General features: G+C 48.6%; 30 protein-coding genes. 26 read left to right on the top strand and 4 right to left on the bottom strand.

What is annotated here, in order from left to right:
- Positions 1 to 130 precede the first annotated feature (130 nt).
- The 3 genes from ACQ4LT_RS02380 to ACQ4LT_RS02370 all read right to left on the bottom strand — a co-directional run bounded on the left by ACQ4LT_RS02380 (position 131) and on the right by ACQ4LT_RS02370 (position 2,666).
- On the bottom strand, positions 131 to 1,261 hold the full coding sequence (locus ACQ4LT_RS02380) for a hypothetical protein (protein WP_445664400.1): 1,131 nt from the start codon (positions 1,259 to 1,261) through the stop codon (positions 131 to 133).
- 19 nt (positions 1,262 to 1,280) lie between these two features.
- The gene (locus tag ACQ4LT_RS02375) at positions 1,281 to 1,847 is read right to left on the bottom strand and encodes a hypothetical protein (protein ID WP_445664399.1); all 567 of its coding nucleotides are present in this window, start codon (positions 1,845 to 1,847) and stop codon (positions 1,281 to 1,283) included.
- Positions 1,848 to 1,985: 138 nt separating this feature from the next.
- Positions 1,986 to 2,666: a hypothetical protein gene (locus ACQ4LT_RS02370; RefSeq protein WP_445664398.1), complete on the bottom strand. Its 681-nt coding sequence runs from the start codon at positions 2,664 to 2,666 to the stop codon at positions 1,986 to 1,988.
- A gap of 345 nt (positions 2,667 to 3,011) precedes the next feature.
- On the opposite strand from ACQ4LT_RS02370, the gene ACQ4LT_RS02365 reads away from it, so the two are divergent.
- From ACQ4LT_RS02365 to ACQ4LT_RS02355, 3 genes are read left to right on the top strand one after another with little or no spacing between them, the layout of a single operon-like run.
- Positions 3,012 to 4,010 carry a hypothetical protein gene (locus ACQ4LT_RS02365; RefSeq protein WP_445664397.1) on the top strand — a complete coding sequence of 333 codons (999 nt, stop codon included), beginning with the start codon at positions 3,012 to 3,014 and terminating at the stop codon, positions 4,008 to 4,010.
- A 5-nt stretch (positions 4,011 to 4,015) separates the two neighbouring features.
- Positions 4,016 to 4,447: a hypothetical protein gene (locus tag ACQ4LT_RS02360; protein WP_445664396.1), complete on the top strand. Its 432-nt coding sequence runs from the start codon at positions 4,016 to 4,018 to the stop codon at positions 4,445 to 4,447.
- A gap of 12 nt (positions 4,448 to 4,459) precedes the next feature.
- Positions 4,460 to 4,681, top strand: coding sequence for a hypothetical protein (locus ACQ4LT_RS02355; RefSeq protein ID WP_445664395.1), 222 nt, complete (start codon positions 4,460 to 4,462; stop codon positions 4,679 to 4,681).
- A 13-nt stretch (positions 4,682 to 4,694) separates the two neighbouring features.
- Here ACQ4LT_RS02355 and ACQ4LT_RS02350 read toward each other — a convergent pair whose 3' ends face one another.
- Positions 4,695 to 4,895, bottom strand: a complete 201-nt coding sequence (locus tag ACQ4LT_RS02350) for a hypothetical protein (protein WP_445664553.1) — start codon at positions 4,893 to 4,895, stop codon at positions 4,695 to 4,697.
- Between ACQ4LT_RS02350 and ACQ4LT_RS02345 the strand changes: the two genes are divergently transcribed.
- The 23 genes from ACQ4LT_RS02345 to ACQ4LT_RS02235 all read left to right on the top strand — a co-directional run bounded on the left by ACQ4LT_RS02345 (position 4,837) and on the right by ACQ4LT_RS02235 (position 26,567).
- Complete coding sequence (locus ACQ4LT_RS02345; RefSeq protein WP_445664546.1) at positions 4,837 to 5,712, top strand: transglutaminase-like domain-containing protein; 876 nt, start codon at positions 4,837 to 4,839, stop codon at positions 5,710 to 5,712. The two genes, ACQ4LT_RS02350 and ACQ4LT_RS02345, sit on opposite strands and share 59 nt — an antisense overlap.
- A gap of 9 nt (positions 5,713 to 5,721) precedes the next feature.
- Positions 5,722 to 6,150 (top strand): hypothetical protein, encoded by a 429-nt coding sequence (locus ACQ4LT_RS02340; protein ID WP_445664394.1) that lies wholly within the window; start codon positions 5,722 to 5,724, stop codon positions 6,148 to 6,150.
- Positions 6,151 to 6,163: 13 nt separating this feature from the next.
- Positions 6,164 to 6,535 carry a hypothetical protein gene (locus ACQ4LT_RS02335; protein WP_445664393.1) on the top strand — a complete coding sequence of 124 codons (372 nt, stop codon included), beginning with the start codon at positions 6,164 to 6,166 and terminating at the stop codon, positions 6,533 to 6,535.
- Between the two features lie 34 nt (positions 6,536 to 6,569).
- Positions 6,570 to 6,851: a hypothetical protein gene (locus ACQ4LT_RS02330; protein WP_445664392.1), complete on the top strand. Its 282-nt coding sequence runs from the start codon at positions 6,570 to 6,572 to the stop codon at positions 6,849 to 6,851.
- Entirely contained in the window at positions 6,851 to 7,525 is a 675-nt protein-coding gene (locus ACQ4LT_RS02325) for a hypothetical protein (RefSeq protein ID WP_445664391.1), read from the top strand. The genes ACQ4LT_RS02330 and ACQ4LT_RS02325 overlap by 1 nt, the downstream gene beginning before the upstream one ends.
- A complete protein-coding gene (locus ACQ4LT_RS02320) occupies positions 7,491 to 7,934 on the top strand; it encodes a hypothetical protein (RefSeq protein ID WP_445664390.1) in 444 nt (147 codons plus the stop codon). The genes ACQ4LT_RS02325 and ACQ4LT_RS02320 overlap by 35 nt, the downstream gene beginning before the upstream one ends.
- Positions 7,931 to 8,254 carry a peptidoglycan-binding domain-containing protein gene (locus tag ACQ4LT_RS02315; protein ID WP_445664389.1) on the top strand — a complete coding sequence of 108 codons (324 nt, stop codon included), beginning with the start codon at positions 7,931 to 7,933 and terminating at the stop codon, positions 8,252 to 8,254. Before ACQ4LT_RS02320 ends, ACQ4LT_RS02315 begins: the two co-directional genes overlap by 4 nt.
- A 10-nt stretch (positions 8,255 to 8,264) precedes the next feature.
- A complete protein-coding gene (locus tag ACQ4LT_RS02310; protein ID WP_445664388.1) occupies positions 8,265 to 9,377 on the top strand; it encodes a hypothetical protein in 1,113 nt (370 codons plus the stop codon).
- Between the two features lie 130 nt (positions 9,378 to 9,507).
- Positions 9,508 to 16,764 (top strand): helicase-related protein, encoded by a 7,257-nt coding sequence (locus ACQ4LT_RS02305; protein ID WP_445664387.1) that lies wholly within the window; start codon positions 9,508 to 9,510, stop codon positions 16,762 to 16,764.
- 18 nt (positions 16,765 to 16,782) lie between these two features.
- Entirely contained in the window at positions 16,783 to 17,304 is a 522-nt protein-coding gene (locus ACQ4LT_RS02300; RefSeq protein WP_445664386.1) for a hypothetical protein, read from the top strand.
- A gap of 104 nt (positions 17,305 to 17,408) precedes the next feature.
- A complete protein-coding gene (locus ACQ4LT_RS02295; protein WP_445664385.1) occupies positions 17,409 to 18,029 on the top strand; it encodes a hypothetical protein in 621 nt (206 codons plus the stop codon).
- 76 nt (positions 18,030 to 18,105) lie between these two features.
- Positions 18,106 to 18,888 carry a hypothetical protein gene (locus tag ACQ4LT_RS02290; RefSeq protein ID WP_445664384.1) on the top strand — a complete coding sequence of 261 codons (783 nt, stop codon included), beginning with the start codon at positions 18,106 to 18,108 and terminating at the stop codon, positions 18,886 to 18,888.
- A 4-nt stretch (positions 18,889 to 18,892) separates the two neighbouring features.
- Positions 18,893 to 19,312 carry a hypothetical protein gene (locus ACQ4LT_RS02285; RefSeq protein ID WP_445664383.1) on the top strand — a complete coding sequence of 140 codons (420 nt, stop codon included), beginning with the start codon at positions 18,893 to 18,895 and terminating at the stop codon, positions 19,310 to 19,312.
- A gap of 1 nt (position 19,313) precedes the next feature.
- A complete protein-coding gene (locus tag ACQ4LT_RS02280; protein WP_445664382.1) occupies positions 19,314 to 19,874 on the top strand; it encodes a hypothetical protein in 561 nt (186 codons plus the stop codon).
- Positions 19,875 to 19,876: 2 nt separating this feature from the next.
- Positions 19,877 to 21,271 carry a hypothetical protein gene (locus tag ACQ4LT_RS02275; protein WP_445664381.1) on the top strand — a complete coding sequence of 465 codons (1,395 nt, stop codon included), beginning with the start codon at positions 19,877 to 19,879 and terminating at the stop codon, positions 21,269 to 21,271.
- The gene (locus ACQ4LT_RS02270; RefSeq protein ID WP_445664380.1) at positions 21,271 to 21,843 is read left to right on the top strand and encodes a transglycosylase SLT domain-containing protein; all 573 of its coding nucleotides are present in this window, start codon (positions 21,271 to 21,273) and stop codon (positions 21,841 to 21,843) included. Before ACQ4LT_RS02275 ends, ACQ4LT_RS02270 begins: the two co-directional genes overlap by 1 nt.
- Complete coding sequence (locus ACQ4LT_RS02265) at positions 21,827 to 22,300, top strand: hypothetical protein (RefSeq protein ID WP_445664379.1); 474 nt, start codon at positions 21,827 to 21,829, stop codon at positions 22,298 to 22,300. The genes ACQ4LT_RS02270 and ACQ4LT_RS02265 overlap by 17 nt, the downstream gene beginning before the upstream one ends.
- Before the next feature lie 37 nt (positions 22,301 to 22,337).
- Positions 22,338 to 22,604: a hypothetical protein gene (locus ACQ4LT_RS02260; RefSeq protein WP_445664378.1), complete on the top strand. Its 267-nt coding sequence runs from the start codon at positions 22,338 to 22,340 to the stop codon at positions 22,602 to 22,604.
- Position 22,605: 1 nt separating this feature from the next.
- Positions 22,606 to 23,139 (top strand): hypothetical protein, encoded by a 534-nt coding sequence (locus ACQ4LT_RS02255; RefSeq protein ID WP_445664377.1) that lies wholly within the window; start codon positions 22,606 to 22,608, stop codon positions 23,137 to 23,139.
- Complete coding sequence (locus ACQ4LT_RS02250) at positions 23,136 to 23,495, top strand: hypothetical protein (RefSeq protein ID WP_445664376.1); 360 nt, start codon at positions 23,136 to 23,138, stop codon at positions 23,493 to 23,495. The genes ACQ4LT_RS02255 and ACQ4LT_RS02250 overlap by 4 nt, the downstream gene beginning before the upstream one ends.
- Positions 23,467 to 23,934, top strand: coding sequence for a hypothetical protein (locus tag ACQ4LT_RS02245; protein WP_445664375.1), 468 nt, complete (start codon positions 23,467 to 23,469; stop codon positions 23,932 to 23,934). Before ACQ4LT_RS02250 ends, ACQ4LT_RS02245 begins: the two co-directional genes overlap by 29 nt.
- Positions 23,931 to 24,281, top strand: a complete 351-nt coding sequence (locus ACQ4LT_RS02240; protein WP_445664374.1) for a hypothetical protein — start codon at positions 23,931 to 23,933, stop codon at positions 24,279 to 24,281. Before ACQ4LT_RS02245 ends, ACQ4LT_RS02240 begins: the two co-directional genes overlap by 4 nt.
- A gap of 222 nt (positions 24,282 to 24,503) precedes the next feature.
- Positions 24,504 to 26,567 carry a copper-translocating P-type ATPase gene (locus ACQ4LT_RS02235; RefSeq protein WP_445664373.1) on the top strand — a complete coding sequence of 688 codons (2,064 nt, stop codon included), beginning with the start codon at positions 24,504 to 24,506 and terminating at the stop codon, positions 26,565 to 26,567.
- Positions 26,568 to 26,580: the final 13 nt, after the last annotated feature.

Below are 26,580 nucleotides of genomic sequence, written 5' to 3'. Positions count from 1 at the left end.
GAAATACGTATAACGACGCTTCGCATAACCGGCAGACCCCGGAATGTCGATTTAGTTTTAAACAAAAGATTAACTAATAATTGAAAGTGAGACAAGGTGATGGCGAGGCCTGTCCGCGTTAATCCGCTGGTTATACATTTATCTCATTTAAGTCTTTGATAAGACGTTCTGAAATAAACTTTGTGATAAAAATCCAGTTTTGGGTTTGCGAATTATGTTGGAAAGGATCAGGAATTTGAGTTTTATCGAGCTCACTTTCTTTTGCATGAACAATTGAATTTCTAAATTCATATAGTTTAGAACAAAGCTGACTAAAACTATTTGAGGTAATCAAAGAATGATGAAATGCATATTCATATAGTTTCTTTTGCATTGAGTCCGTTAGACTCCAATTCAGCATTTTGACTATATACTGTTCTTCCCTAATAAGCGTAATCTCTTCAATTATTTTTTGCTCAGAGATATTTTTGTCAAAACGTAGTTCTTCTAACCGCTTTTTTTTGTAGCGATTGAAAAAGAATTCCAATATTCGATAGAATGCTAAAAATTGATCATCACCTTTTTGAGTAATTGCATAATTGTACAACTCTAATGGTTCTGTAGCATGGAAATTATTCCTGGCGCGAACTCTAGTTCTTCCAACTACTTCATCAATATCCATGGAATTAAATCGTTCGAACTCATGGTAATTCTCATCATCTACTGAAACGAAATGTTCAATATGAGCAACCATATTAGTTCGTTTCAAATAATATGAATTAAAATAGTACAAACCCTTAGTAACATAATCTTTAAACTCATTTTGGGGACAATTTAATATTTTTAGAGTGCCAAATTCTGAAAATCCATCAGGATAGATATCACCATTACGATATTTTGGCTGGAATAGGAATATAAATAAATCGCTTGCTGGTCCAACTTCTATTAAAACATCATCAATTTTAAATTGGAGTGGATCGGTTGGAAGCCTATCTGTCGTAGATGTTAAATGGATTAAATCGGGATGATGTACATCAATTAAAAACTCACCATAAAAGTTGAAAGAAAAACCACAGTCAGGATATAATTGCAATTCTCTTTTCTTGGGAAATTCTCTACTGTAAATTTTTTCAAGATCTTTCTTAACTAATCTTAATTCTCTTTCATTAGACCGAGTATCTATAGCAACATAGTTTTCAGTTACTCTGGGGCTAAAATCCTCACTTATCTCTCCCTCGACTTCATACATCATATTTTTAAATAGATCACTAATTTCAGACATAATTAAATATATTTATTTGCTAAGTAAGCTCGTCAAATAGTGTCAGTACCAATATATTTAATACTTCAACTACTGGTTCTAAAACTAAAACCTGATGTACTTCATAACCTTTACGGCCATGAATTACATTACACCTGACCTCGTAAATAAATTCTAAAACTCCACTCATTTTATCATTGCAGCCATTCGCCCGTAATTTAGCAAGTAGTCTATTCTCCTTATCAACATCAGGATTTCCTGTTGCTGGGTTAAGACAAATATTAAATAGGTTCTGAGCAATTATATTTTCGAATGATTGAACTTTAGTTTCTAAATCTATTTTTTCTCCCAATCTTGCTTCGATATTTTTGCATCCTAAATATTTGAGGACGTTGGATGTTGCTGCAGTTGAATCTGGAAATGGCTCATCAGGATCAAGATTTATTTCTCCTCTGTTATCTAGTTCATGTGAAGCTTCAACATAAAGTTTATTATAAACTGGGTATAGATAAAAGAATTTGTCAAAAAGGACAGATATGTCATCACCATTTTGACTATTGGCTTTATCGATCCATTTCTTACAAAAATCTCTTAACTCTGGATTCATAGTTGGATATTCTATTTAAATATATTACCACATTACGCATAACCGGCCTTTACAGTGTGAACTAATTACAAAACGAAAGATTAACTAATTAATGGAAGGGAGACAAGGAAAGGGTGAGGCACGTCCGCTTAAGACTGGTTAAGTTAACCTTATTATTGATTTCTTTAACTTTTCCATTCCTTGAAGTGTATTGTAGGCTATTTTTACCCTTCTCTTCATAGGTTTTTCTTTAATATTTAAATCCATAAAGTCTTGTCGAATCTCCAAGATTTGATCAGGAATGCTATTTAGTTGCACCCAGCCAATTGTTGTGTCTTCATTAAAAATTGTTGCTAAATAGTCATCAATTTCTTCAATTTTTTTATAATGATTTTCCACCCATTTTTTTGATTCCCAAGTTTGATTAGGTTCAATTTGCATGTGACAGAGTTCACTGAGATGATCCCAGTAGCTGTGAAGCTTACCTGTATCTATAATTGCTATTCTAACCTTACCTTTTGTTAGCAGTAAGGCGTAATATTGATTGAATATTTGAGCAAGTTTTAAAAAACCTTTGTTATCAAAAACTCTATGGATAGCTGAAATTAATCCACTGGTACTTTTTAGATTTCTCTTTTCTTCTTCGCGATCAAATTCATAAGGATTTTTCAAAAATAAATACAGTTCAAAAAGAACTCTTTCACATGCGAGTCGATATTCAATTGCTGCATAAATTAAAGGAGTATGCAAATTCTCTTCCCGGCCTTTTTCAAACCATTTACGAGCAGTAGAAATATGAAAAAATGAATCGTTTTTTCTGGGAGTATCTAAGAATTCCATTGATGAAGCTATTGGTTAACCTAACTAGTCTTATACATACAGCTCAAATACTATTTATTGTCATCATAATATGCAAAACTGACCTTCAATAAATAACTAAAAAGTAATTTATCAAGATATTTCTCCATATAAGGAATTTATCCATATTGCCCATTTTTATAAGAACTCTTCTCAAATTAGCACATTTTGTCTCTTCTTTTCCCATCCTGTCCCAATCTCTGGCAGCTTATTGCAGGCTATTCCAGCCCGTTCCGGGGTATTTTTTCTGATTTGAAATAGTGTTACGTTGACATCAGTGATTAATTAAAACGGTGTTATCACATTACGCTAACGAATACTGACCCCATGCCTGACACGCTAAGTGACGTTCAAATAGATTCCGACCAGCGCGATTACGCCCAATCCCTCCAAGAGATGGAACGGGGGCTGTCGATCTTTGGAAAAATTATGGGCATGACCGATGATCTAAAAGAGGTCAGCAAAGAGCTCCCCTATAATTTTCGCCAGCCGTTCAATATTGTTAAAGCCATGTTTCGCCTGGAGCCCGGCCTTTATACGCTGCACACCGGAATAGAGGAAGATATTCAGATTGGTTTTCGAATTGATTCCCCAGAGACCGACAGCGATGATGTAATCGCGACAGCTACTGGCAAGACCACACAGGCAAACACCGACAACAACTTTTACCGCAACCGTATCCTTCGCCTTGAAGGCGAGCTGCATGACGGGGACCGCAAGATTCGCCAGCAGGTCGACGAAATTATGAACCTGAAACGCGAGCTAGCCGAAGACAAAACAGCCACCCTCCTCACTCACCAGAAAGAGCTTTCCGAGCTCCGGGAGGCCCACCGCAACGACATTGACCGCCTCAAAGAGCATCATCGCAATGACCTTAAGGATCTGGAAAAAGAGCTCGGGGAACTCGAAAAGATAAAATTCCGCATGGAGATGGAGCAGCGAGCCGGCGGGCGTGATGCCGGAAGCCGCATGCTGGATATGCTGGAAGAAAATGCCCCTATGTTTTTTACGGTAATCTCCGGGCTATTTGCCCAACAACCGGGAAGCGGCCAACCCCAACTAACCCCCGAGCAGGCCAAGGCGCTAAAAGCTTCGGTGACCCAATCCATGCAGGCCCAACGATCGTCCCCTTTACCCCAAGAACCTCTCCCCAACAACGAAGCCGAACAATCCAAAGGTGCCGAGGAGGAAACTTCTCGGCACCTTCCCGCCAACAAGAACACCACTTTAAAAAAAACAACTACCCTTGGCGGGATGGCCACACTTAATGGACAATTTTCCACCCCTCCCCGCAACGGACACACCGAAGACGCCATAACTTTATAACCATATTGACTGCATCCCCTATGAACCCCGGACATCTAACCCTTTTGAACATGGCGCTTGCATACCTGGCCGACCGATCCAGCGACTTTTCGGTGTATGCCACGCGCATTACAACACAACTGGCCCTGCTGCAGTCCCGTGGTCGCCCGCTTACGACCGGCGACTGGGTGGGAATGGCAAAAATACTTTCCATGGAAGCGATAAGCAGGAATATAGGAGCCGAACGCATTGCAAAAAGCATATATCCCCTTGTGGATGGATTAGGGCAATACGCAACTACGCTATCCTATATCCCTGCCCCTTTCGCTTGTCAACAGCTGCTCAGTCTCACCGGCACCCAGGCAAGTCCCCAGGTGCGGCGGCTGATGACTGATGTGATTGCGGAGCTACAACAACTGGTCAAAGCCAACCGGTCCCAACCGTTTCAACCGAAATAACAGCCATCCCTTATGCCGACCGTCAACCAACAGCCCGTGACTAACTTCCGGGATAACATCTATGAGGAACTACAGTCCCCCGGAATCACGACCATTAGCCGATCAGGCCAGTTTTCAGGTGTGTTTATTAGTCTCGGAGCGGTGGATCCCAAAGTAGCGGCCCGGCTTCGCGATATCATCCGAAGCAACCCAGTCCACGGCATTCAAACCCTCATCCAAAAAGTGTCCTCATAATATTGAGCAGTGCCTACGCAAACATACCGAATTCCCGCAACGCAGTCCCGACCAATGGTACGGCGGCGAGCACAGAGGCGGTAGCAGGCTCCCCAACCGGAGATGCTACCGCCTTTATTAATCGGAGCCGCCAGCGGTACCCGGGTATCGACCGAGTGCTGGCACTTGCCTCCGAGCTGGTCACCAAGTACACCGGACGGGAACAGCTCCGCAACCTGGCGCTCCGTATAACCCAACGTATCCCCCGCAATTCGGACACCGGCCTCCCGGACCTGCGCGATACCCAGCAGGTGGCCGAAGCCATTTACACATGGATGGTTCGTAATATTAATTACGCGCGAGACCCTTGGAATATCGAACGGATTCAATCGCCGGACGTCACCATTCGCCAAAAAGCCGGTGATTGTGACGACCACGCCATCCTCGCGGCCAGCCTGCTGCAAAGCTTGGGCATCCAAACCGGCTTTCGTATCGTTAGCCGGACTGGTCGCACCTACGATCATATCTATACGGTGTACCGATCCCCTCAGGGTTGGAAATCCTTTGATACAACCGTCGCAAAATATCCCGGCTTCGAGTTTGACGAGTCGCTGATTAAAAAGTCCAAACACGTGCCAAACAGCATGCCGGAAGGGCTCGGCATCGACCCGATCACCCTTACGGCCGCGGCCACTACGGCCCTGCAAACAGGCGTAACTATGAAAGGCATGTTCTCCAAATGGTTTGGCGCGAAAGATAAAGATGAGCGGATCGCTCGCGGGCAGTGGAGAGATTATCTTATGGCCCAAGGGGTGCGCTCGGACGTCATTTCCTTCTCGCAGAAGAATAACGACATTCTCCAGCAATACGCCCTCATTATACAAGAATATGGACAACCTGCTATTGATCATTTGAACCGATTTGGAGATCTGGATAGCACATTCGTTGTAAGCCAACAGAAAACCCAAAACAAACAATGGCTCCTGTATGGCGGACTCTCGGCCGGGCTCCTTACGCTTGGCGGGATGAGCTACTGGGCCTTTAACCGCTAATAACTGTTTATGAGTAGCACGTACCTAACCGCAGTAGCTATTACCACTGACCAAGATGACCATCAGCTCATCATTGCCGGCGACCGTCCCGGGACAAACGGACTGGAAGGGTGGGAGCAAGATGATCCCTGTCGGCACGCCAACCAGAGCTGCCGAGGCAAAATGTTTGGTGCTCTTAAACGCTGTCGGCGTAAACGGGAGAAGTCCCAGGCCCTCTGCAAAGCCCACGAGCGGAAACTGGCCGAAAAGAAGAAAATTGAGCTGGAGAAACAGCAGCTGATGTCCGCTCTCCAGCACAACGTAACCGATACGGCCGAAAAACAACAAACGGCCTCGACCGCCATGATCGCCGGCGCAGCCATTGGAGGTATTGCCATCCTTGGCGCAGCCATTACAATTATTGCCAAAAAGAAGAAGTCCAACTCCAAATCGTCCTAACCTCCCCTCTCCTATGAATAGCAGCAGCTACGACAATCTCGATTTCTTGCAGACCACCGTTCCCTTTAATCCGAACCTTACTACTAGTGTCCTCTCTCCCCAATCGACCGACTCCAAGAAGACCAAGTTTGGCAGTATCCTCAATGACCTGTCCAGTTTCTTAACGACCGCGGCTGACAGCGCTGTTACGGTCGATGGCATCATTAATGGCCGTAAAAACAGCTCCAGATCTGGCGAGCTCACCCCACAGCAACAAATGGCACTAATGCAAACTCAGCGAGCCAAAGCCTCTTCTGGCAGTATGACGACGGCACTCATTATTGGTGGGATAGCAATCGTCGGTGGAACCCTCATGTTTTCCATGCTCAAAAAGAAAAACAATTAATATGATCCCCTCCGACTCACACGCGCTCCACCCCGTGGGGATTTCCCATTTTACAGACGGACAGGTTCCAGGCGCTACTCAACCTGCTCAGGCTAACCCCGGCGACAAAATCTATATCCAACCAACAGTCCAAGTACAACAGGTGGCGGAGGGAGCCGAAATAAAAGACTCCCAATCCAAGTCGCTCTGCCAGCGCCTGGCTGAGGAGCAAAACGGGCCAATCCTTAGCGAGTGGTTTCAACGCAACAAAGGAACCCTTGGCTTGATTGGCCTCGGCTATCTCACCGTTCGAATATTAACCAGATCAAACAACTGATGAGTAACTCTACGTTTACAACGGGCAGCGGATTAGGCGAAGCGGGCATCTCCGGTAATATCATAAGCTCTGAGGCCGGTGAGCTCCGCATTATCGGGCGGTACCCCGAACGCGGGCGCCCCAAATCGGGCGTCCCCTTTTCGGTAGATGTCGAGGTGGATATCTACCGTACGTTTTGGAATTCCTTTCTGATGGTTGTATGCCCGGATGTCGTGGTCGCGGCACTGGATCCGCAAAACAGGAAGGTGTTCGCAATGTCCCGCATTATCACCAGCATGTGGGAAGGATGTCGCGGGCAGGCTCGTCTCCTGTTTGACCGATCCTTTGTTCCGGACCGCCATCACCCTGTCATTTTTGAGCTTCACTACAGTAACGTTACCGAAGCGAATATATCACAAGCGCAGCCACTCGCTACCTCTAAGGTTATGACCCTTGATTTAGATATCGAAGAGGGCCAACAAAGTGGCGTGTATGCCCCTCCTACTGAGCCTTGGTATCAGATTGACTTACCTGTTGCAAGCGGTGCACTGAGTGGAGTCAACAGCACGCTCACCAAAGCACTTTGGCTCACAGGGATAGGGGCGGGCGCGTATTTTCTGGCTCCTCTTATGCCCGGCCTTCGGGACAGCGTAAAGAAATTTGCAGCCGAGAACACCAAATCCCAAGAGGCCTAATATGCAGGAACTAATTGAAGGCCAGGACTACCATGTGGTAGATGATGGCATGGGTGGGCTCCAAAGCTACTTGTCCCGCACCAGCCGCAATGCCATCCGCAAAGCGATGGGCATAGCCGACCGCGCGCTGAGCGGCCGCAAAGGCAACGCCGCTACTACGGCTATTCTGCTGGCTAACCTGGCCTCTGACAAAGACGCCTTCCGGGCCACCTTTAACAAACACAAAAAAGAAATCAACGAGTACTTCGAGCATGTCGATCTGCGGGCTACTGGAGAACTTATAGGCCTGGAGGATAGGATTGTCCAGTCAACCTCATCGACCTTAAAAGGCGTGGGATTTTTCAGCGCCGGTATTCTCCTCGGAGTTGCCGGACTAACCTTGTATAACCAACAGCGCAAACAGCTATGAGTTTACGCAAAGGCAACAAAGGCCCCCAGGTGATGCACCTGCAATCAGCCCTACGGGCGATGGGCATCCCGCTACCCAACTATGGGGTGGACGGAATATTTGGACCGGAAACCGAGTCCGCTGTCTTGCAGGCTCAACAGTCCTTGGGATTGCCCCCAACCGGGGTGGCCGACCAGACGCTGATACGGCGGCTCGGGATCGATAAAAAAACTATGCAGCCACAACAACAAAAAATATCAAACCCGGGTGGGGTTTGGCTCCTTGGAGCCGTAGCCATCGTAGGAATTGGAATCGCAATCAAAAAAGCTACCACCGAATAATATGGAATCTATGAGTGCACATGAGCTTTCAAAGCTCAACATACAAGGTATTACCATTGCCCCGCCGTACGGAGAGCTGATAGGCGAGCCGGAAAAGAACGCTGTTATTTTTATCTGGGGCGAAAAAGGAGCCGGCAAATCAACGATGAGTCTTGGGCTGGCCGATGCGTTAGCCGAGCACGGCCGGATTGAATATATCCCCGCCGAAGAGCATTTCGGAAAAACCCTGGTCGATCGCGTGAAGCGGCTCAAAGCCACCCACTCGAACCTGAATTTTACCAAGTGGAAATCCATTCAAGCGCTCAAAGAAATCCTGCTTAAAAACCGATCCTTCGCCTGCATCCTGGATTCGATTTCCGTGATTGATGCCAACGCCAAAGAAACCGTAGAGCTGGCCCAGTGGTGTCGCGAAAACGGGATCATGTTCGTCATGGTCTCTCACGCCACCAAGGACGGGCAGTACAAAGGTAATACCAGTATAGCCCACGAGTGCGACATCGAAATCAAGGTTACCAAAGAAGGAGGAGCCGAAACCGAAAAGAACCGCTACCGGGAATTGACCGCCATTGCCGTTCCATTTACGGCCGTCGACCGAAAGGTTTCCCCAAAAACTAAGCCAGCGAAGCAACAAACATCTCCCGACAACCGCGAAAATCCCGTGGATACTCCTTTTAAAATCACCCTCAAACAGTTAGACAACCTCCACAAAATCCGCTCCTGGAAACGCATCAACTCCATGTTCGGAAGCAAGATGCCCTGCTATGCCCCACGGCATTCCGGTGAATCTGAAAACGCGCACCTGTCAATCCGATACACCGCCGACTACCCCAAAAAGCGATACATCATGGACCTACTCCTTGATGGGCACCTAGAATATCAGGCCTGCACCGAAGGTTCTGGTGGCGGAGTGCTGGCCTGTTGGAAAAAGCTTGTCAAAAAATACGGAGACCTGGAAATCCGGATCTTTAAACAGGACCACGCGAAAGTGGTGTTGGGCGCCAAAGAGTACAAACGGCAAGAGCGAACGTTTGCCAGCCAACACAAAACTCCAACGGATACTACCAGCAGTAAAAAGAAGCCAAAAAAAAACCAAATCGAAAGCAAAGCCGAAGAAATCCACTAAAAAAGATTCCACGCCTGCTAAACAACCAGCTCCTACAAAAGAAACCGAACCTGAAATCGATATCCAGGCCGCCAAAAAAAGTCAGGCCAAACTGGACGCCTTCCTGGAAAAAATGATCAGCTAATATCCCATGCGAGACAATCCTGCCATTTCCCCCTTTCGAAATATTACCAAGCGAGACTACCACGCCATATTTGAAGATTATGACGGCGATGGCATTCCCAATATCGATGATCCCAATCCCACCCGGCCGGGCGACACCGACACCGTAGAGGAAGTCCGGTTAGCGGATACCGCTGAGACCTTTCTGGAACAGACGCGCCCCCAATACGAGCAGGCTCTCCGGCAGGTTATCGGGAAGCTACAGTCGCTAACCCCGGATGGGGTCGTCAAGGGCCGAGTTAAATCTTTTTATTCGACCGTTGACAAACTGCTCAGAAAGAAACTCAAAGCCACATTAACAAAGGCCAAAAAGGATGAGCAATACATCCAGGGGCTGACCGACATGGCCGGGGCGATGATCCAGTTGGACAATCAAACTGAGCTGGAAGAGGTCGTAGCCCAAATTCAAGGCGGAGCTGCAGGACCGGTGTTCGAGCATGAAGATAAATACAAAAATCCGGTAGGCGGTTATCGCGCCCACCATTTTATCGTCATGGCTGGAACCGACGGCAACATTCCCGTCGAGATTCAGGTCAAAACCAGGCGCATGGCCGGGATCGCCAAAACGGCTCACACCCCATACAAGCGAGGCACCTTAAATACCGAAGCCATGGCCAAACTAACCCAGCTCGGCTGGCAGGCTGATAAAGGTGATAAGCAGGCAGCCAGCAGTATCGACTGTCTTCTTGCTGACCCGAAGAAACTAACCCAAAAGCTGACTACCCGCGAAAATCCTACCAGTGAATTGCAGGCGCTCCAGGAATCCTTCACTGAAACAGTACAAAAATTAGCACTGGCTTTTTCACTAGACAAATTTCCAGCCGAGCATCGCGACCAAGCCTTGGATCTGTTTCGCGAGCACGGAAACATTATTGGCGTCGACTTTGATAGCATTTTTTCTGCTACCCAACATGAAACTCCTACCCCTAAAAATAACGACGAGCAATCATACCAATCCTCTGAAGATAGCGCGGGAGAAGCCAAATACGGGAGCCATTTTTCCGGCCTCCAACTAAAGAATTTCGCTCCCATAAAGCTCTCGAAATCCGAACGACGAAAAACCAACGAAAAGGCATTGGCCGTCTTGGAAAAAGAAGATCGCGCTATTACCGAATCCGACCTGGATCTGCTTCGCCAGTATACCGGCGCCGGAGGTCTCGGGTATGGCGAAGATCGCACCGGCACCGAGCGCGGGCTGCTCAACGAGCATTACACCTCCTATCCCTTGGTCCAACTGATATGGAATAAACTAACGGCCATGGGGCTATCCGGGGGAAACATCTTGGAACCCGGAGCTGGGGTGGGTAACTTTGCCGGTTTTCTACCTGATGACACCTATCGCATGCTGATGGTCGAGCGGTCGGCCGTAAGCGCTCGCATTGCCCGGCTCCTCTATCCGAACCAGCTCGTCCGGCATGAAAACTTTGCTCAGACCGACCTATCCCCCTATAATATCACCGGCGTAGTGGGCAATGTGCCGTTCGGCGATATCAAAATTCACACCCAGCGCGACCCGCTTTCGCACCTCAACCCCCGCATCCACGACTACTTTATTCTGAAATCCCTGGATGCCCTGCAGCCGGGTGGGGTAATGGCCATAATCACCTCGGTGGGTACGATGGACAAGAAGGATCCGGCTATCAGGCAGGCAATGGTAAAACGCGCCCGATTCGTTGGGGCCTACCGACTTCCCTCGACCGCTTTTAAAGATAATGCCGACACGCTGGTGACCACGGATCTGCTCTTTTTTCAGAAGTACCCGGATTTTGAAGGCGACCGGCATCCCGACGCTGGTCATAAACTGAACCGGCTGTTTGCCCATGAGGAGCTAGCTGAAAGCATTACTGACTATAAAGGTGAGTCTTACAGCGCTTACTACAATCCTTATTACCGCAAATACCCAAACCACGTGCTGGGCGAGCATATTCAAGGCCACGACATGCAATTTTTTACCCGCATGGGCGTGAAAGGTCAGATAGACCAGGCGATGATAACCAGCGTCTTGGAAGACCAGCTTCAATTCCCCTACCCCCTGCCGGGGCAGGCACCTTTCTACCGCATTCCCGATAAAGGGGTAATGCTCGATACCGGCCGGGACTATCACGCCGGAAATATCATTTTCCACGGGGAAACCTTCTACGAGAAACAGCGCCACTATTTCAAACCACTTACTGTAGGTGGCAAAGATAAAGCCGGAGATGGGCTTCGCCAGAAAATCGAATCGGCTTGCAGAATGCTGGATAAATATGATGATTTTGTAACGGCTCTAGCCCAAGATACCGACCAAAAAGAACCGCTGCGCGAGGAGTTTAAGGAGCTACTTGCGGCCCATATTAACAACTACGGTATTCCGGACGAAGATGAGGATATCCGCCAGGTGTTTCGCCTGGACAGCCGCCTCTATAAACTAACGACCTTCGTGAAGCGCGACCCCATCAGTGGAGAGCTGGCATACGCCGATATTATTGATGCGGATTCAATGTTCAACCAGAATTACGTGCCCGGGATCACCAGCTCTGACGATCTGGCCGAGATTGCGATGTACGGGCGCTCCATTGGAGAAGATCTGACGATCGACTTTTACCAGTCTACCTATAAGGGCGGAACCGCAAGTCGAGCTGAGCTCACCGAAGCCATCCAAGAGCACCCGGATTTCTTTTATAACCCCGAGTCCAATAACTACGAGTTTCGCTATCAGTACCTGGCCGGCAACGTCCGACGAAAGCTGGAAATAGCTGAAGACAATCAGCTGGAGAAAAATACTCAGGCCCTGAAGGCGGTCCTTCCCGAGTGGATCGATGCCTACAGCATCACCGTAGATCCCCGCCACATCTTTACGTACCTCCCCATCGAAGTGCTCACCGAATGGATAAAAGACGAGCTTAATTACCGCGATGTCCATATCGGGTTGGTTAAGGATAAAGCTGAGCTTGGCAACCGCTTCTATATGAAACTCCGCAAAGGGGGCCGATATGTGGCCAGCGGCGAGGAAACCTCCGATGACTGGAACCAGGGATGGGGTGAGACGCCCTTCAGCAAAATTATTACCAGCTACATCCAGGATTCCAGCTTTCCGCTGGTCTTCTATGATGAGGACGACAATGTTCTGCCGAACATGACACTCAAGCGAGCCAAGGAAAAAGGACTTTCGGCCTTGATTGAACGCTCGCGAGCCAAACAGCGCACCCACAACGATCAAATGCTTACTCGCGTGCCTCAAAAGTTTAATCACTGGGTACGCACGAAAGCGCCGAGCGAAATCCGTGAGATGATCGAGCAGGCTTACAACCATGAGTATAACGCTCATATCAACCCGCAATTCGACGGGGGCACTCTTCGCGTGCGCGGCATGTCGGACACCTTCTATGGCGTCAAAGATTTTGCGGTCTACAAACACAACCGCGCGGTAGCCGAAAAGCTGGTTTGGAACGGGCGCGGAGCCAACTGCCATGACGTGGGCGCCGGAAAGACGCTGGCCTCTATTATTACCTCGCAGGTGCTGGCCCAGCAGGGCGCCTGCCGCAAACCGCTGTTTGTCGTACCCGGGAAAGTGCAGGAAAAATGGGTCGAAGAATATGCGATGCTGTTTCCCGAAGCGAAGATCCTCAACATGAAAATGTCGGGCTCCGAGCGCCACAAAGAACTGACCATGGCCCAGCTCTACAACTGGGATGCGATCTTTATTGCTGACCACGCCTTTAAGAGCCTCCCCCTCTCCCCTGCTGTCCAGCAGCAGATGTACGCCGAGCGCGTAGCGTATTTTGATCAGATGATCGAAAACTTTGACGCGCTTATTGAAGAAGACGATGCGCTCAGCTCCACGGCCAAAAAGTCGATGGTGCGTCGCCTTGAGAAGATGAAAGAAGAATGGGACGCCAAACTTCGCAACGTATCCAGTGCCCAACGGCTGGAGACCGATATCTACTTTGACGAACTTGGCGTGGACGCGCTGTTCTTTGATGAGGCCCATTTTTATAAGAATGCCCTGGGCAGCGCGAAAGCGGCCAAGCTGGGTATTGCGGCGGGTAAACCTTCCCAACGAGCCGAAGATGCCCTCCAAAAAACAAAGTGGCTGTTTTCAACAATAGGATACAAGAACGTCTTTGTCCTGACTGCTACCCCCGTCGTCAATTCCCCGGTCGAAGTATGGCACATGCTCAACCTCTGCTCCCCCGACCTGTTGGAGAAGTATCAAATTGCCAACCTGGACAACTTTATCAACCAGTTTGTCCGTGAGGAAGAAAAAATCGTCAAAAAAACCAACGGAGAGTACCGAACCGAGCGCGTCGTAGCCGGGTATTACAACCTCCCCGAGATGCGGGCCATTATCGATGAAGTGATGGACATCAAAAGCTACGATCAGCTGGTGGCCTTCTACGAGAAATTCCCTGACCTGCTCAAAGATGATAAGGGGAACGTAATAAAAGATGAGCATGGCCAACCCAAAGCGCTCAAACCAAAGTTTAAACGACCCGAGGCTGAGAGCAAGCAGCAGGTGATTGAACCCAGCGAAATTCATCAGTTGCTCTTTGAAGATATCATTCTTCGGGCCAACAACATTCTCGACTGCATGCGCAAGCGAGGGTGTGAGACTAAGGATAATTTCCTGGTTATTACCGGTGACGGCAGTAAAATTGCTACGGACCTCCGCGTGTATGACAGCAGCTTTGCGGGCGTGGATGGTAAGTTTCTAAAGCTCGGAGCACTGGTAGATAACGTAGCGGAAAGTTATGCCTATCGAGAAAATCCGGGGCCGGAGCGCATTTCCGAAAGCATTTATGGAGATTACTTTTCCAACATAACTTCTGCTCCTGCCAGAGAAAACCCGAACCCACAGGAGGGCCAGCCTCGCCACAAACTCATTAAGGAGCTAAAAGCGTTAGGTCACTTTGAGGAGGTGGCCCAAGAAATTGAAGCCACCGAAGGCGACCTGCATAAGGTGCCGGTAGGCAAACAGTTCCTGTTGAATAAAATCGAGAAGCAACGCGAAAAGATCTCCGACGGCTCGGATTCGATGGAAGAGACGTTCGATCGTGCCGTGATGATTGTTGAGGCTTTGTATTCAACCCGCGAGAATCCGGCGGATCCTGCCATTCGCAACCAGATTATTTTCTGCGATTGGATATCGGTAGAAGGCCAGAAAGGCGGCAGTTACCACCAGCTGATCAAAGAGGAACTCTCCAAGGCAGGCATCCCAAAGGGTCACATTGCTATTATCAACGGCTCCATTATTGGAACCGATTCCAAAGGCAATGACTATTTCGTCTCCTCCTCCGATGATAAGGAAGCCCTCAAAAAAGAGGTTCAGGACGATTTTAACCTGGGCAAATACCGCGTGCTGATCGGTAACCAGTCTATCGCCGAAGGGATGAACCTCCAGAAATGGACCACCGACCTGCATCACATGGATGTCCCCTACACGCCCTCACAAATCCAGCAGCGAAACGGGCGGGGACTTCGCCAGGGCAACCAGTACGGAACCGTCAATATTCATTTCTACCTGATGAAGGATTCCTTCGATCAGTACCGACTGGAGCTGGTCAGCAAAAAGCAAAGTTGGATTGATGAGCTCTTCTTCGGTGACGGGCGTGAAACCTCAGCCGATTCGGACGGAGAGTCCCTCGAATACGAGCAGATGGTGGCCGCCACCAACTCCGACCCACGAGTGAAAGAGTTTTTTCAGTCCAAGGCCCAAACCAAGGTCCTGAAGGCTCGCATCGAGTCGCTACTCAGCGAGACCCAACGCCTGGAGTCTTCGCTGGCCCAAGCCAGTGGGGACATCGACCGGCGCTCGGAGAAAATGAAATCCGCTATTGAGCGAGAACAAGCCCTTATTGATTTCCAGCTGCCAGCCTCGCCTTCTGAAGCTCTTGAAAAGAATCTGCTTCGCGTTGGCTGGCTGGACTACAGCGAGGAAATCGGATCCATTGAAAACAACTTGTCCTCCGACGGAAAACGCATTCCCAGGTTCCGCCACGAGCTGACGTTGGAAGTCCCCAAAAACAATGGTAACGGGCGCGTGCTGTTTAACCTGCTCCCCGATCCGAACGCTCCAAACCGAAGCTTCTACAATAAAATCAAATGGAGCTCGATCAAACAGATGGCCGGCTCGCAATTGCATGAGGCCTTCGGGTGGAGCATGGACGAGCCGGTGCAGTCGGGACGAAGCCTGGCCGGAAACAAAGGCAATATCATTGCCGACGAGTCCGACTTTTACCGCCATTACGAGATAGATATCGACGCCGAAAAACAGAAGACCAACCCGGACGGGACCGAAGCCACCTATGATCAGATCAAGCAACAGCTGGGTATGTACAAACTCCAGCGGTGGCTGCCGATTATCAAACACAAACTGGCGGGCCTCTTCCTTGCCCTAGAACAAGGCTGGCAACAGTCAGCGGAGGGACGTATCCAACGCATCCAGTCCGAACTGGACCAATCCCGAAAGACCCTGCAGGAGCTCGAAGTCACCCACCGCCAAACCCAAAAGGAACTCTCCGAGGCTCAGGCCCAACTAAAAACCAATCAGGATACGGTTACGAAGCTCCAGGATGTAGTCAATGAGCTGGTCAAAACCAAATTCAACGACCGCACCGAGCTCTACGAAGAACTGAATCGCATCGCACCCAAGTATGGAGTAAAGGCAACCGTTCGCGTCCGCGAGATCGGTATTTATCGCGACCTGCCAACCGGTGATGCCATTCGTCCTAACAGTTCCGGAGAAGAAACCAATCTGAAGACTCTTCCCAGGCCCCTTAAAACATTATTTGGCGACCCGCTGGTGTACGCCGGCGCTGTTGGCGAACTGGAACTGATCGACGCAAAAGGATTCATGCAACGCATCCTGCCGGAAGATCAAGACCTGGCTATGATTATCGATGGAGAGGGAACAACGCTATACGCATTCCCAACCGCCCGTATGAAATTAATCAAGGGTGCCTACGACAGCGACCAGGCCGAACAGATGTACGAGGAGTTCCACCACTTCCCTGCCGACGGATATGATTACGAGCTATTTCCACCGGCTGATGCCGAACTGGTCGCTATTGGTCACGCCGAGCGCATTATGTATAGCAGCGATAAAGTAATCTACCCCGGAGATCAAAAAGGAGACGACCATCACTACTATCACTATTTCGACGATGGCAAGCGACCCGTGTTCCAATACGGAGACGTGTATATCATAACCAACCTTAATATTGACGGCCGAGGTATCCTTAACTAATCCTTACCGAACTGACCTATGACCCAACGAATATTTGCTAAAAATCCAACTCACTTGGATGTAATCGAAAACCCAACAACCCCAAAACCTGCAACTATGGCAAAACCAACAACTACCGAAAAGGCTGTCGGCGAATTCAAGCAACAGCTGATTACTGCCGGATATATTGTGGGCGGCCAGGCAATTGGTGCGCAGCTTAATGGGCTGGCCGTTCCCGCTATTCTTGGCGGCAGCTCAGCTACCATTCAGCAAGCAGCCCGTGTCGGCCTTCCCCTCACCTTAGGCATGGTCTTTACTATGTTCACCAAAAACCCCCACCTTCGCGGCTTGGCCATGGGCCTCGGCGTGCAAGGCGTGATGGAGCTGATCAAGTTCGTCATGCCCGACTGGACGCCCTCCCAGGGCCTGATGGAAGGCAGCGAATACCTGTGGGATGAGGACAACCTCGCCCCACAACAAACGCCACCCATCCCTCTGCCCAAAGAAACCGGCCACGTCTCTCAAATAGAAACGCTGTTTGAGGACACGGTGGAAGTGTAATCAATACTTTTCACTCATAGCTCCTCCGACCAAAGGGACTGCTTGCGGGAACAAGCAACGGCCACCATGGCCTCCAACTTAACCCCTTTACCAACTAAAGAACTATGAGTAACCAAATTTCAAAAAAAGCAATTGTACCCGCCAGCGCGCGCATCAAAACGTATTTCGATACGCAACAAGTGACCCAAAACGGCGCTGTCGTCAACTTTTTCCCTCCAAACTCCACGCGGAAGATTACCCGCAACAATTATGTCGGCAACCCCTTCCCGGGAGAGCTTAAGCGTCGCGTTTTGGCCCTCTCATTTGAGGTGACCAAACAGTTCATCGAAGATGATGAGGCCAATAATATTGACGCGCGGGGCATCGTGAATTCCCTTAAAGATGCCGGCTGTATCTTGCAGGCCGACAACGACAACAAGGAATTTTTGCGGGTGCCCATCTCCAAGCATTCCAACTTTTCCGGCACGGGCATGCACATGGTAGCCGGTACGGCCAATACCGTTGACGCCCCGGTTGTCTTCAAGCGAATCGCCTCTCTCAAATCAGCAGACGAATACCGGCTGGCCGACCCCTTCGATTTAGCCGTCAATCAGACCCTGTCGCTGTCGGTTCACTTTGAGGATTCATCGGTATTCCCAAGTGATAACGACTGGGTGACCTCCGGCCAAGGCCTCCTGTACTTGCGTGCCAGCATTGTCGTCGCCGAAATGAAGCCCGAAAAGTAACGCCTCCCACCACCGGCGGCAACGCCTGCCGACGGTGGTGTATTTTTTCCTCAACTGCGTCTAACCAACCCTACTAATGAAAATTGTAACCAATTTTATTCCCCCGACCGAGTCTACACCCTTCAACCCAGCCAAAACGGTAGATATTCCCGCTGGTGGCAGTAGTCAGATCCTCATGAATGGTATGGGCGGAGAGAGTTTTGGTGTCCGACGGATTTTGCCGTATGCCCCGAACATGGACAGCATATTGGTATCCGCTCGGCTCAATGAAGACCTCTATCTGTTCCGGGACCTGCAACTGTCCGTGGTGCACCAGCTATTCAAAGGCACCCAAGGCCTGCTCGCTCCCTTCATTATCCAAAAAAGTAACAGTCTTGTATTTGAACTCGAAAATATTGGACCCGCCAAGCAACCGGTAAATATCCAGGTCATTGGCTACGACCATTACGGGTTGTCAAAGCTGCAAGCTATCTATAGTGAGATCGGAGCACCCATGCCGCAACCAAGATTCTTATACGGTTATATCGTCCTCCCCTCGGGCGCTGTAAATATGGACATGGGCGTCAAGGCAAAAAGCATCGACGTGCAGGCCCGCCGGTTGGCTATGAGCAGTGACCGGCCAGGCGACATTACGGCCAGCCTGAAAGTATACAACACAACCATTCGCAACGAGGTGTTTCTGGAGCAAATAAACGACGAGTTTGGACAGTTCTATGCCAACGTCCCGTTTATTGTCGGCTCCAATGTCCCCTTCCAGGTGTACACTTCCAACAACGGCCCTTCCCAGGCCCACGTCAGTTTTCTTTGCGAGGCTTACGTCTCCGGCCAAACAGAATCTAATAATCCATTAAAGGTCTGATGCTATGTGGAACACGCTGCTCAAAGCCCTTTGCGAGCTCACCGGGAAAATGGATGCCTTGCTCGATGAACTTCGGAGTGAAAACCCTCCTACCGGCGCCCCACAGGGAACCCGTATTGGCACTTCCATCTCTCCTGTACTCAAGCAGGGAACCAATCCTATAAAGCTTGTCAACGGGAATCCGCAACGATTGGGAATCATCGTCCATAATAACAGCGATGGGGAATTCATGGTCGCCCTGGACAGCAGTCGCATCGACGACCGGCACTACACCTTCAAACTCAAACCGGGGGAAACCCTTCACATGGATGAGCGGCAGTTCAAAGAACTCTATAAAGGCGGCATGATGGGCCTTTGGGATGAAACCTCGGGTGCCCTGGAAACCTCGAAAGCTCTCGTAACCGAAATCTTCTGGACCCAATAATATGAGCGAAATCACCGGACAACAGTTCAGCGAACCCTTTAAAATGCGAATCGTATCGGGCATGTTAGTTAATGGTAGTATTCGCATTTCCTGGGCGACCGGAGAACCATCCTCGAGCCAGCTCGATTGGGGCTATGATGATTCCGTTCCTAATACTACCCCCGAGTATCATACGAAGCCTATCGAAATGCTGCGTTACCATCAGCTTTTCTTTCCCAAGACACTGGTAGACACGCGCCATTATTTCCGCGTGCGCTCGCGAGCAAAAAACGGCAAAATTGGCACTTCTGGGATTTATATGGTTTTCGTGCCCAAAGAAATGCAAATGCGGGTGGGCGGTAAACTTGCAGGGGAAATTGAGCTCGAACTCATTCCCGTTACCTCCTTCCAGATGGATTCTGCAAATATGCCGGACACTTTGCTTTCCGGATACCGAACTGAGCCTATCAGTACTGACCAAACAACAGTGGAGGCCAGCCATAGCACACCGGCACCGCTTGACCAGCAAAAGGAGGATGGAATATCCAACCTGAATACAACCTTCACTATTACCATTACTTAGCCATGAGAACAATAAAATCTGAATTACACGTAGGTAAATCTAACAGCGGTCTTGACTTGTTTTGCGATCTTTCCCTTAGCGGTAGCCATCTCTACCGTATGAAATGCGAGAGCTTTCTTGCCAACCTCATGAAAGTTATTCGCATGTATATGGGCGGAACCTCTCAAGACAATTTCTATAATGGGTATGGTACCCGCGGATGGAAAAATATTACCAATGTCATTATAGGCAACGATCATGTGGATATCTACGCAGAGGGCGATGGCTACTGGATGTACGACGACCGAGAATGTGTGATCATTTCCGGACTTGAAGGTATCGAAGGACTTAACGGACAGTATTTTCGAAACCTCGAGATTACCGAGTTTGGACGCTTAAACTATTATCGGGTGCGTCTCTACAATATGGCCTCCACGGTCACAGGAGCTTGGGATGGCAGCTCAGGGGTAGCGCAAGCTGTTTATTACGGTACCTACGACCGAAACAACTATTATACCATGCCACTGCGTTGGCAACCTGAAATAGGAACCAGCAACCAGCCGGTTAACGCTTCTGACCTGAGCCTTCCCGGTTTTTTTAAGCGTGGTAATAATAGAGGCGCTGTTTCCATATCCTCGCTTCTCACCGACCAAGAAAGTGCAAAGTTTACTATTTCCCGGCCATTCACGAACGAATCCGGAGTATTAAAAGAGATCCATGAAATTGGGCTTATGTCATCTGATTACGCCAATGATCACATGCTTATGGCCCGTGACATCTTGGACGCTCCTATAAGTTTAGATGCTGCCAAAACGCTGTCGCTGGACTATGAAGTCAACTCCTTCATTGAAAACTTTAACCAGGATACCGACACGGGTGGCACCAACGGGGGATGGACTGATTTGTTTCTGTCAGCTTTGCATCGGATCGCGCGTCCGGATTCAGCTTACAACTTTGGAACGGAATACCTTTTTGCCTGTGGGTTAGGAGGCGGGGGCTGCGGCATCAACTATGACAGCAACCGGGTTAAAGACGGATGGCGATGGGGTGTTCGCGTTGGCACGAGCAATAAATTCGTATCCATGACTGACCGATCCCTCAATCCTGATTCCAGCGAAATTAACGGCGTCCCACACGGTTATAGCGATGGACAGCTGGTCCATCACGGCACGCATATCGGAGAGCTCGTGGTAGATGATTTAGCTGGAGAAGTGTATTTCCCGGTCGAACGTATCTTTGAGAATCGGGGCACGCTGGATATAACAGTCGGGGAAATAGGCCTGTTTGCCAACCGAAACTACAGCTTAAATATCCATCCGCACTTATTTGCCCGCAAAGCACTGGCACCTACCGATCAATTTACGATTCAGCCGGGGCAAGCCGTAAAAATAGCTTTCATCTGTAAAGCTATCGTCTAATGGTGAGCTCAATCTCTATATCGACTGAGTTGACCTACGTTCGCTTGCGTGGCCTGATGCCCTACTTCACGGAAGCATCAAAAAAGTATGGCCTACCCCTTGTATTGCTTTTGGCGATCGCTTCCCGTGAAAGTCGAATGGGCCTTGCCCTATCTGCTGATGGTACCGGAGATCATGGGAACGGCATTGGTATCATGCAAATCGACCGACGATATCATCCCGGGTTTACAGGGCGCCACAGCCCACTGGACCACCAAGCCAACATTGATTATGGAGCCAAGTACCTGGCAAAGCTATTCCAAAAGTTTGATGGCAACCAAGCCCGAGCCGTAGCCGCCTATAACGCTGGCCCAAACAACGTGCGGACGACCATTTACGCAGGACTACCACCCGATTCGGTAACCACCGGCAGAGACTACAGCCGAGATGTCCTGCAGCGAAAACAGCTGATCAGCCAGCTACTCGGCCTTTCCAAAGTAACCAGCCTGTCTGTTTACGCGGTCCCAATGGCCTTTATCGCTCTTGCAACTTATAACTATATGACCACAAAAGACCATGAACAGCGAATCTAGCTATATCTATTCTGACTCCCACCAGGATCAAGGGCTGGGACGTATCCCGCCCCTTACCCTCAGTCGCAGTTTACCAACCATCGATAAACCAATGGTGCGCAACAGAAGGATTATTCAGCCCAAACGAATACCCCTTCCGAAACCGATGATAAAACCTCGACCCCTACCAAAATTGCGACCCGTTATCGACAAAAACCCCCTGCCCCCTCCTGCCAGAGTCAAACCTATACCGAGAATAACCAAACCCAAGAAACGGTCTAAGTCGGATAAAACAACGACTTCACCTGTCAGCCTTCAGAGTTCGGCAAAACCAGCTGCTACAAAAACGGCCAGTAAAAGCGGAGGTATGCTGGATGGAACTGTCAAGGTCGGAGGCATAGAAATTGAAAAAAAACATGCCGCCGTAGCCGGTGGTGCCACGGCCGGTGGGCTCCTGCTTTGGAAACTACTGTTTTAACTCACTTCAAATTAAACACTGAAACATGTACCCAACTATGGAAACACAATATACCCACGGAAACAACTGCAATTGTGGATGCAATGCCGGCGGAATCGGCAGCTCAACCGGATACATTAGCAACCCCTGCGGATGCAGGCAAGGCTTAGGAGAACCTCAGGCAGAGGATTCTACGGAAACGCAAAAGGATCTCATTACGGAAGCCAAGAAATATATCAACGCAGAAATCCCAACCAAAGTAAAAGTAGCTGCGGGCATCGGAGTCATCGGACTGCTTCTGCTGGCAAAAAAGAGAGGACGCTAATATGAGAACCGAAGATTTTACCGCCCTTTTAGACAGCTACGGCAACCATTTCTCTCTAGGCGAACTCGAAATTCAGGGTCCCGGAACAATCAAACGAATGGACATTGGGTTTTTGCGCTCTTTTTTGGCCTGGCGCCGATGGCACGGCCTACCGACCCTTATCAGCTCCGCTTGGCGAAAAGGAGACCTAAAATCCCACGGCCACGGGTTTGCATTTGATGTGCTGCTATTTGACCAGTGGCTTTCCAGTCAACCTTCCGCACTCCAACACTGGCTACTGGCCACCACTTGGGGCTTCAACGGTGTTGGACTGTACTTTGATTGGACCTATACCAACAACGAAGGCAACAAAGTTCCTGCTATTGGTTTGCACGTAGACGGGTGGGCTGGTAACAACCGATCCCAGCGCCCACTCCGTTGGCTACGGATCGATGGGCTCTATTATTATCAATCTCTTGCCAGCGGGCTGTTCTACTGCAGGACCAACCGGCAATCCATCACCTTGGATGATGCCATAAGGAGGTACGCCCCGTGAAGAATTCTAAAACTGGCAGCTTTTTCAAAACCTACAAGGAACTCATCGTCACCACGATTATCTGCCTGTTTTTGACCGGTATCTACGATTCGATCAACAATCAAACCGCTGAAATCAAAAAGTGGTATGAGCTGATGATTGGCATCAATGAGAAAGTAAAAGTGCAGGCTGACAATCTCAACAGATTGGAAAAAAGCTTAGAAACGCATGTCCAGCATGCGGATGAACGTTTCAAAGATCAAAACAGGCGAATTCGATCTATTGAATTCGAAATTATTCCCCGCGGGATCCACCGGTATAAATCTCTAATTAAGGAGGACACCTCCAATGCTGAAGATACTAAAACCAATTATTAAGGCTGTTACCACCTTAATCAGTCTTTTCAAAAGCAAAACCCCGGAAAAAGGGAAAGGAATCATAAAAAGTGGAGTGGCCAGTCTTTCAATAGCTGGACTTATCTCCACTGGAAAACTGTCTACCTCTGGGATTGACGGTACCCTGCTGATCATCCTCTCTATCCTGGAAACCATTGGATATCTATATGGCATGGCAGCCATTTCTTCAGGTGCGGCCCAAACCAACGGCATGGACCAGCTACTCCAAGGTCAGGGAGAAGGCCTACAGAAAAAGCAGGCAAAAGCCCTGGGACGCCAGTGGCTCAAACGAATACAGAAAAACCAATATCAAAAGCTACCGGGCAACTCTTTATTTGATGACGACCGCTCCGACCTCCGAGTCAAAGCCATGGATATTTCCCATTACAAAACCCATAAACCTAATAAAAACAACCAATGACTATCTTCTTAACATTTTTACTTACCACCATCCTGCTGCTTACCACCAGCGAATGGGTAACCAGCCTGCTAACCTCGAATAACTTGGCCGAAATAGGCATAGTTATACTCGGAATAATTGCCCTTTCCGCATCCCTGCAAATTCGAACTCTATTTGAAAAAGCCCAAGATATTCTTCGATTGTATGCCCAGTACACGAATCCCAACAGCGAAGAAGGAAGAAAACTCTCTCCACAAGAAAAAGAGCGACTATTAGATCTTTTCTTGCATGAACTGCGGATAGTGATTGATCAGTTTGGAGGGAAATTTTTAGTTCGAATAGGAGGAGCTATTCGAAAATTATTTTAAAGCTCAAATCGAAAAATCACTTTTAGACTGTAATCTATAAGGCAGCTTTAATGAAAAAGCTGCCTTTTTTATTGGTAACTATGAATACAAAATACCCTGAATATTTAAGGTTAATTTAAGCCAACCATCTCTATACTAAAGAAAATGATTATTGATATATACCCATTATTAATTATTAAGCAATTATTGATTTATTATTACTACAATTAACCGAATGAATTCATGAAAAACTCTCACCAAAATATGAACCACGGTCACAATAACGGTGACCACCAGCATCAGAACCATGGTCATGAACATGATCAAAATAAAGAAAATCATTCCGGAGGACATGCTGAACACCATGCTCATATGGCTAAGGACTTCCTGAAACGGTTTTGGATATCCATTGCACTAACCGTCCCCATCCTGATTCTTTCTCACATGATTCAAGAACTGCTGGGATTAGGGACTGCCCTCCAGTTTACCGGTGATACATATATTTCATTTGTTCTTTCCAGCATCGTGTTCTTTTATGGTGGCTGGCCATTCTTGAAGGGGTTATATGATGAGCTGAAAGAGCGTCAACCGGGTATGATGACGCTTATTGGTGTTGCCATTACGGCCGCCTACGCATATAGCACCCTGGTAGTCTTTGGAGTGGAAGGACAAGTTTTCTTCTGGGAGCTGGCCACCCTGGTAGATATCATGCTGATCGGCCATTACATCGAAATGAAATCAGTGATGAGCGCCTCCCGTGCATTGGAAGAGTTGGCTAAATTGATGCCGTCGGAGGCTCATGTTGTTCAAGAAGATGAGTCCACAAAAGATGTCCCGCTTGAGGATCTTCAAAAGGGATACAAAGTGTTGGTTAAACCCGGCGAAAAGATCCCTGCCGATGGCGTTGTCTTAGAAGGAAAAAGTTCGGTCAATGAGTCCCTGATGACCGGCGAATCAAAACCAGTATCCAAACAAAAAGATGACGAAGTAATCGGCGGCTCCATAAATGGAGAAGGATCTCTTACTATTGTAGTAGATCGTACCGGTGAAGATTCATTTCTTTCGCAGGTTATCACCTTAGTACGGCAGGCACAAGAAAGCAAATCTCGCACCCAAGATTTAGCAAATCGTGCTGCATTTTGGCTAACAATCATTGCTTTAGGTGCCGGTGCACTTACGTTTTTTGCATGGACCTTCTTCACCACTGAAAACTTTGTATTTGCCCTGGAACGAACGGTTACCGTGATGGTGATTGCATGTCCGCATGCGCTGGGACTGGCTGTCCCGCTGGTCGTGGCCGTTTCCACCAGTCTGGCCGCCCAAAATGGATTCCTGATCCGTAACCGTACCGCTTTTGAGGAAGCCCGTAATCTCGGAGCCATCATCTTCGATAAAACGGGAACACTTACCCACGGTGAGTTTGGAGTAACAAATGTCCTGACATTTAATGGCTTCGATGACAAAGAACAATTGTTAAGCCTTGCCGGCTCACTGGAGCAGAACTCCGAACATCCTATTGCCCGGGGCATCGTAAAAGCCACAGACGGGTTAATGAAAGTAGAGAAGTTTAACTCCATCACGGGAAAAGGTATAGAAGGCCGCGTAGATGGCAAACAGATCAAAGTAGTAAGTCCCGGTTACCTGCGTGAAAACAATATTGAGCTCCCGACAGAACAGTATGAGCAGCTTTCAGGACAGGGTAAAACGGTGGTGTTCGTAATTATTGACGACCAACTTCAGGGAGCTATCGCCCTTGGTGACAGTATCCGAGAAGATTCGCGTGAGGCCATTCAAAGTCTTCACGACATGGGGATTCAATGTATCATGCTCACCGGAGATAACCAGCAAACAGCCGCCTATGTAGCCAACGAGCTCGGACTGGATGATTTCTTTGCCGAAGTATTGCCCGAAGAAAAAGCTGCTAAAATTAAAGAAGTACAACAACGAGGACTTAAAGTGGCCATGACCGGTGACGGCGTGAATGATGCCCCGGCTCTGGCGCAGGCCGATGTGGGTATTGCCATTGGAGCTGGTTCTGATGTGGCTGTTGAAACAGGTGACATCATCCTTACCCAAAGCAATCCCAAAGATGTTGCTTCATTAATCGCGCTTGCAAAAGCTACCTATAAAAAAATGGTGCAAAATTTGTGGTGGGCTACGGGATACAACGCCTTCGCGATACCATTGGCGGCAGGTGTTTTATATACCTACGGCATTATTCTAAGTCCCGCCCTTGGCGCTGTTTTAATGTCACTTAGTACCGTAATCGTAGCTATCAATGCCCGTTTTCTTAAACTTGAACGCTAAACCCGAGGTTATT

The sequence above is a fragment of the Fodinibius sp. AD559 genome (assembly GCF_052712805.1).
Note: the sequence above shows the minus strand (reverse complement) of the source record. Positions and strands in the feature narration are given on the sequence as shown.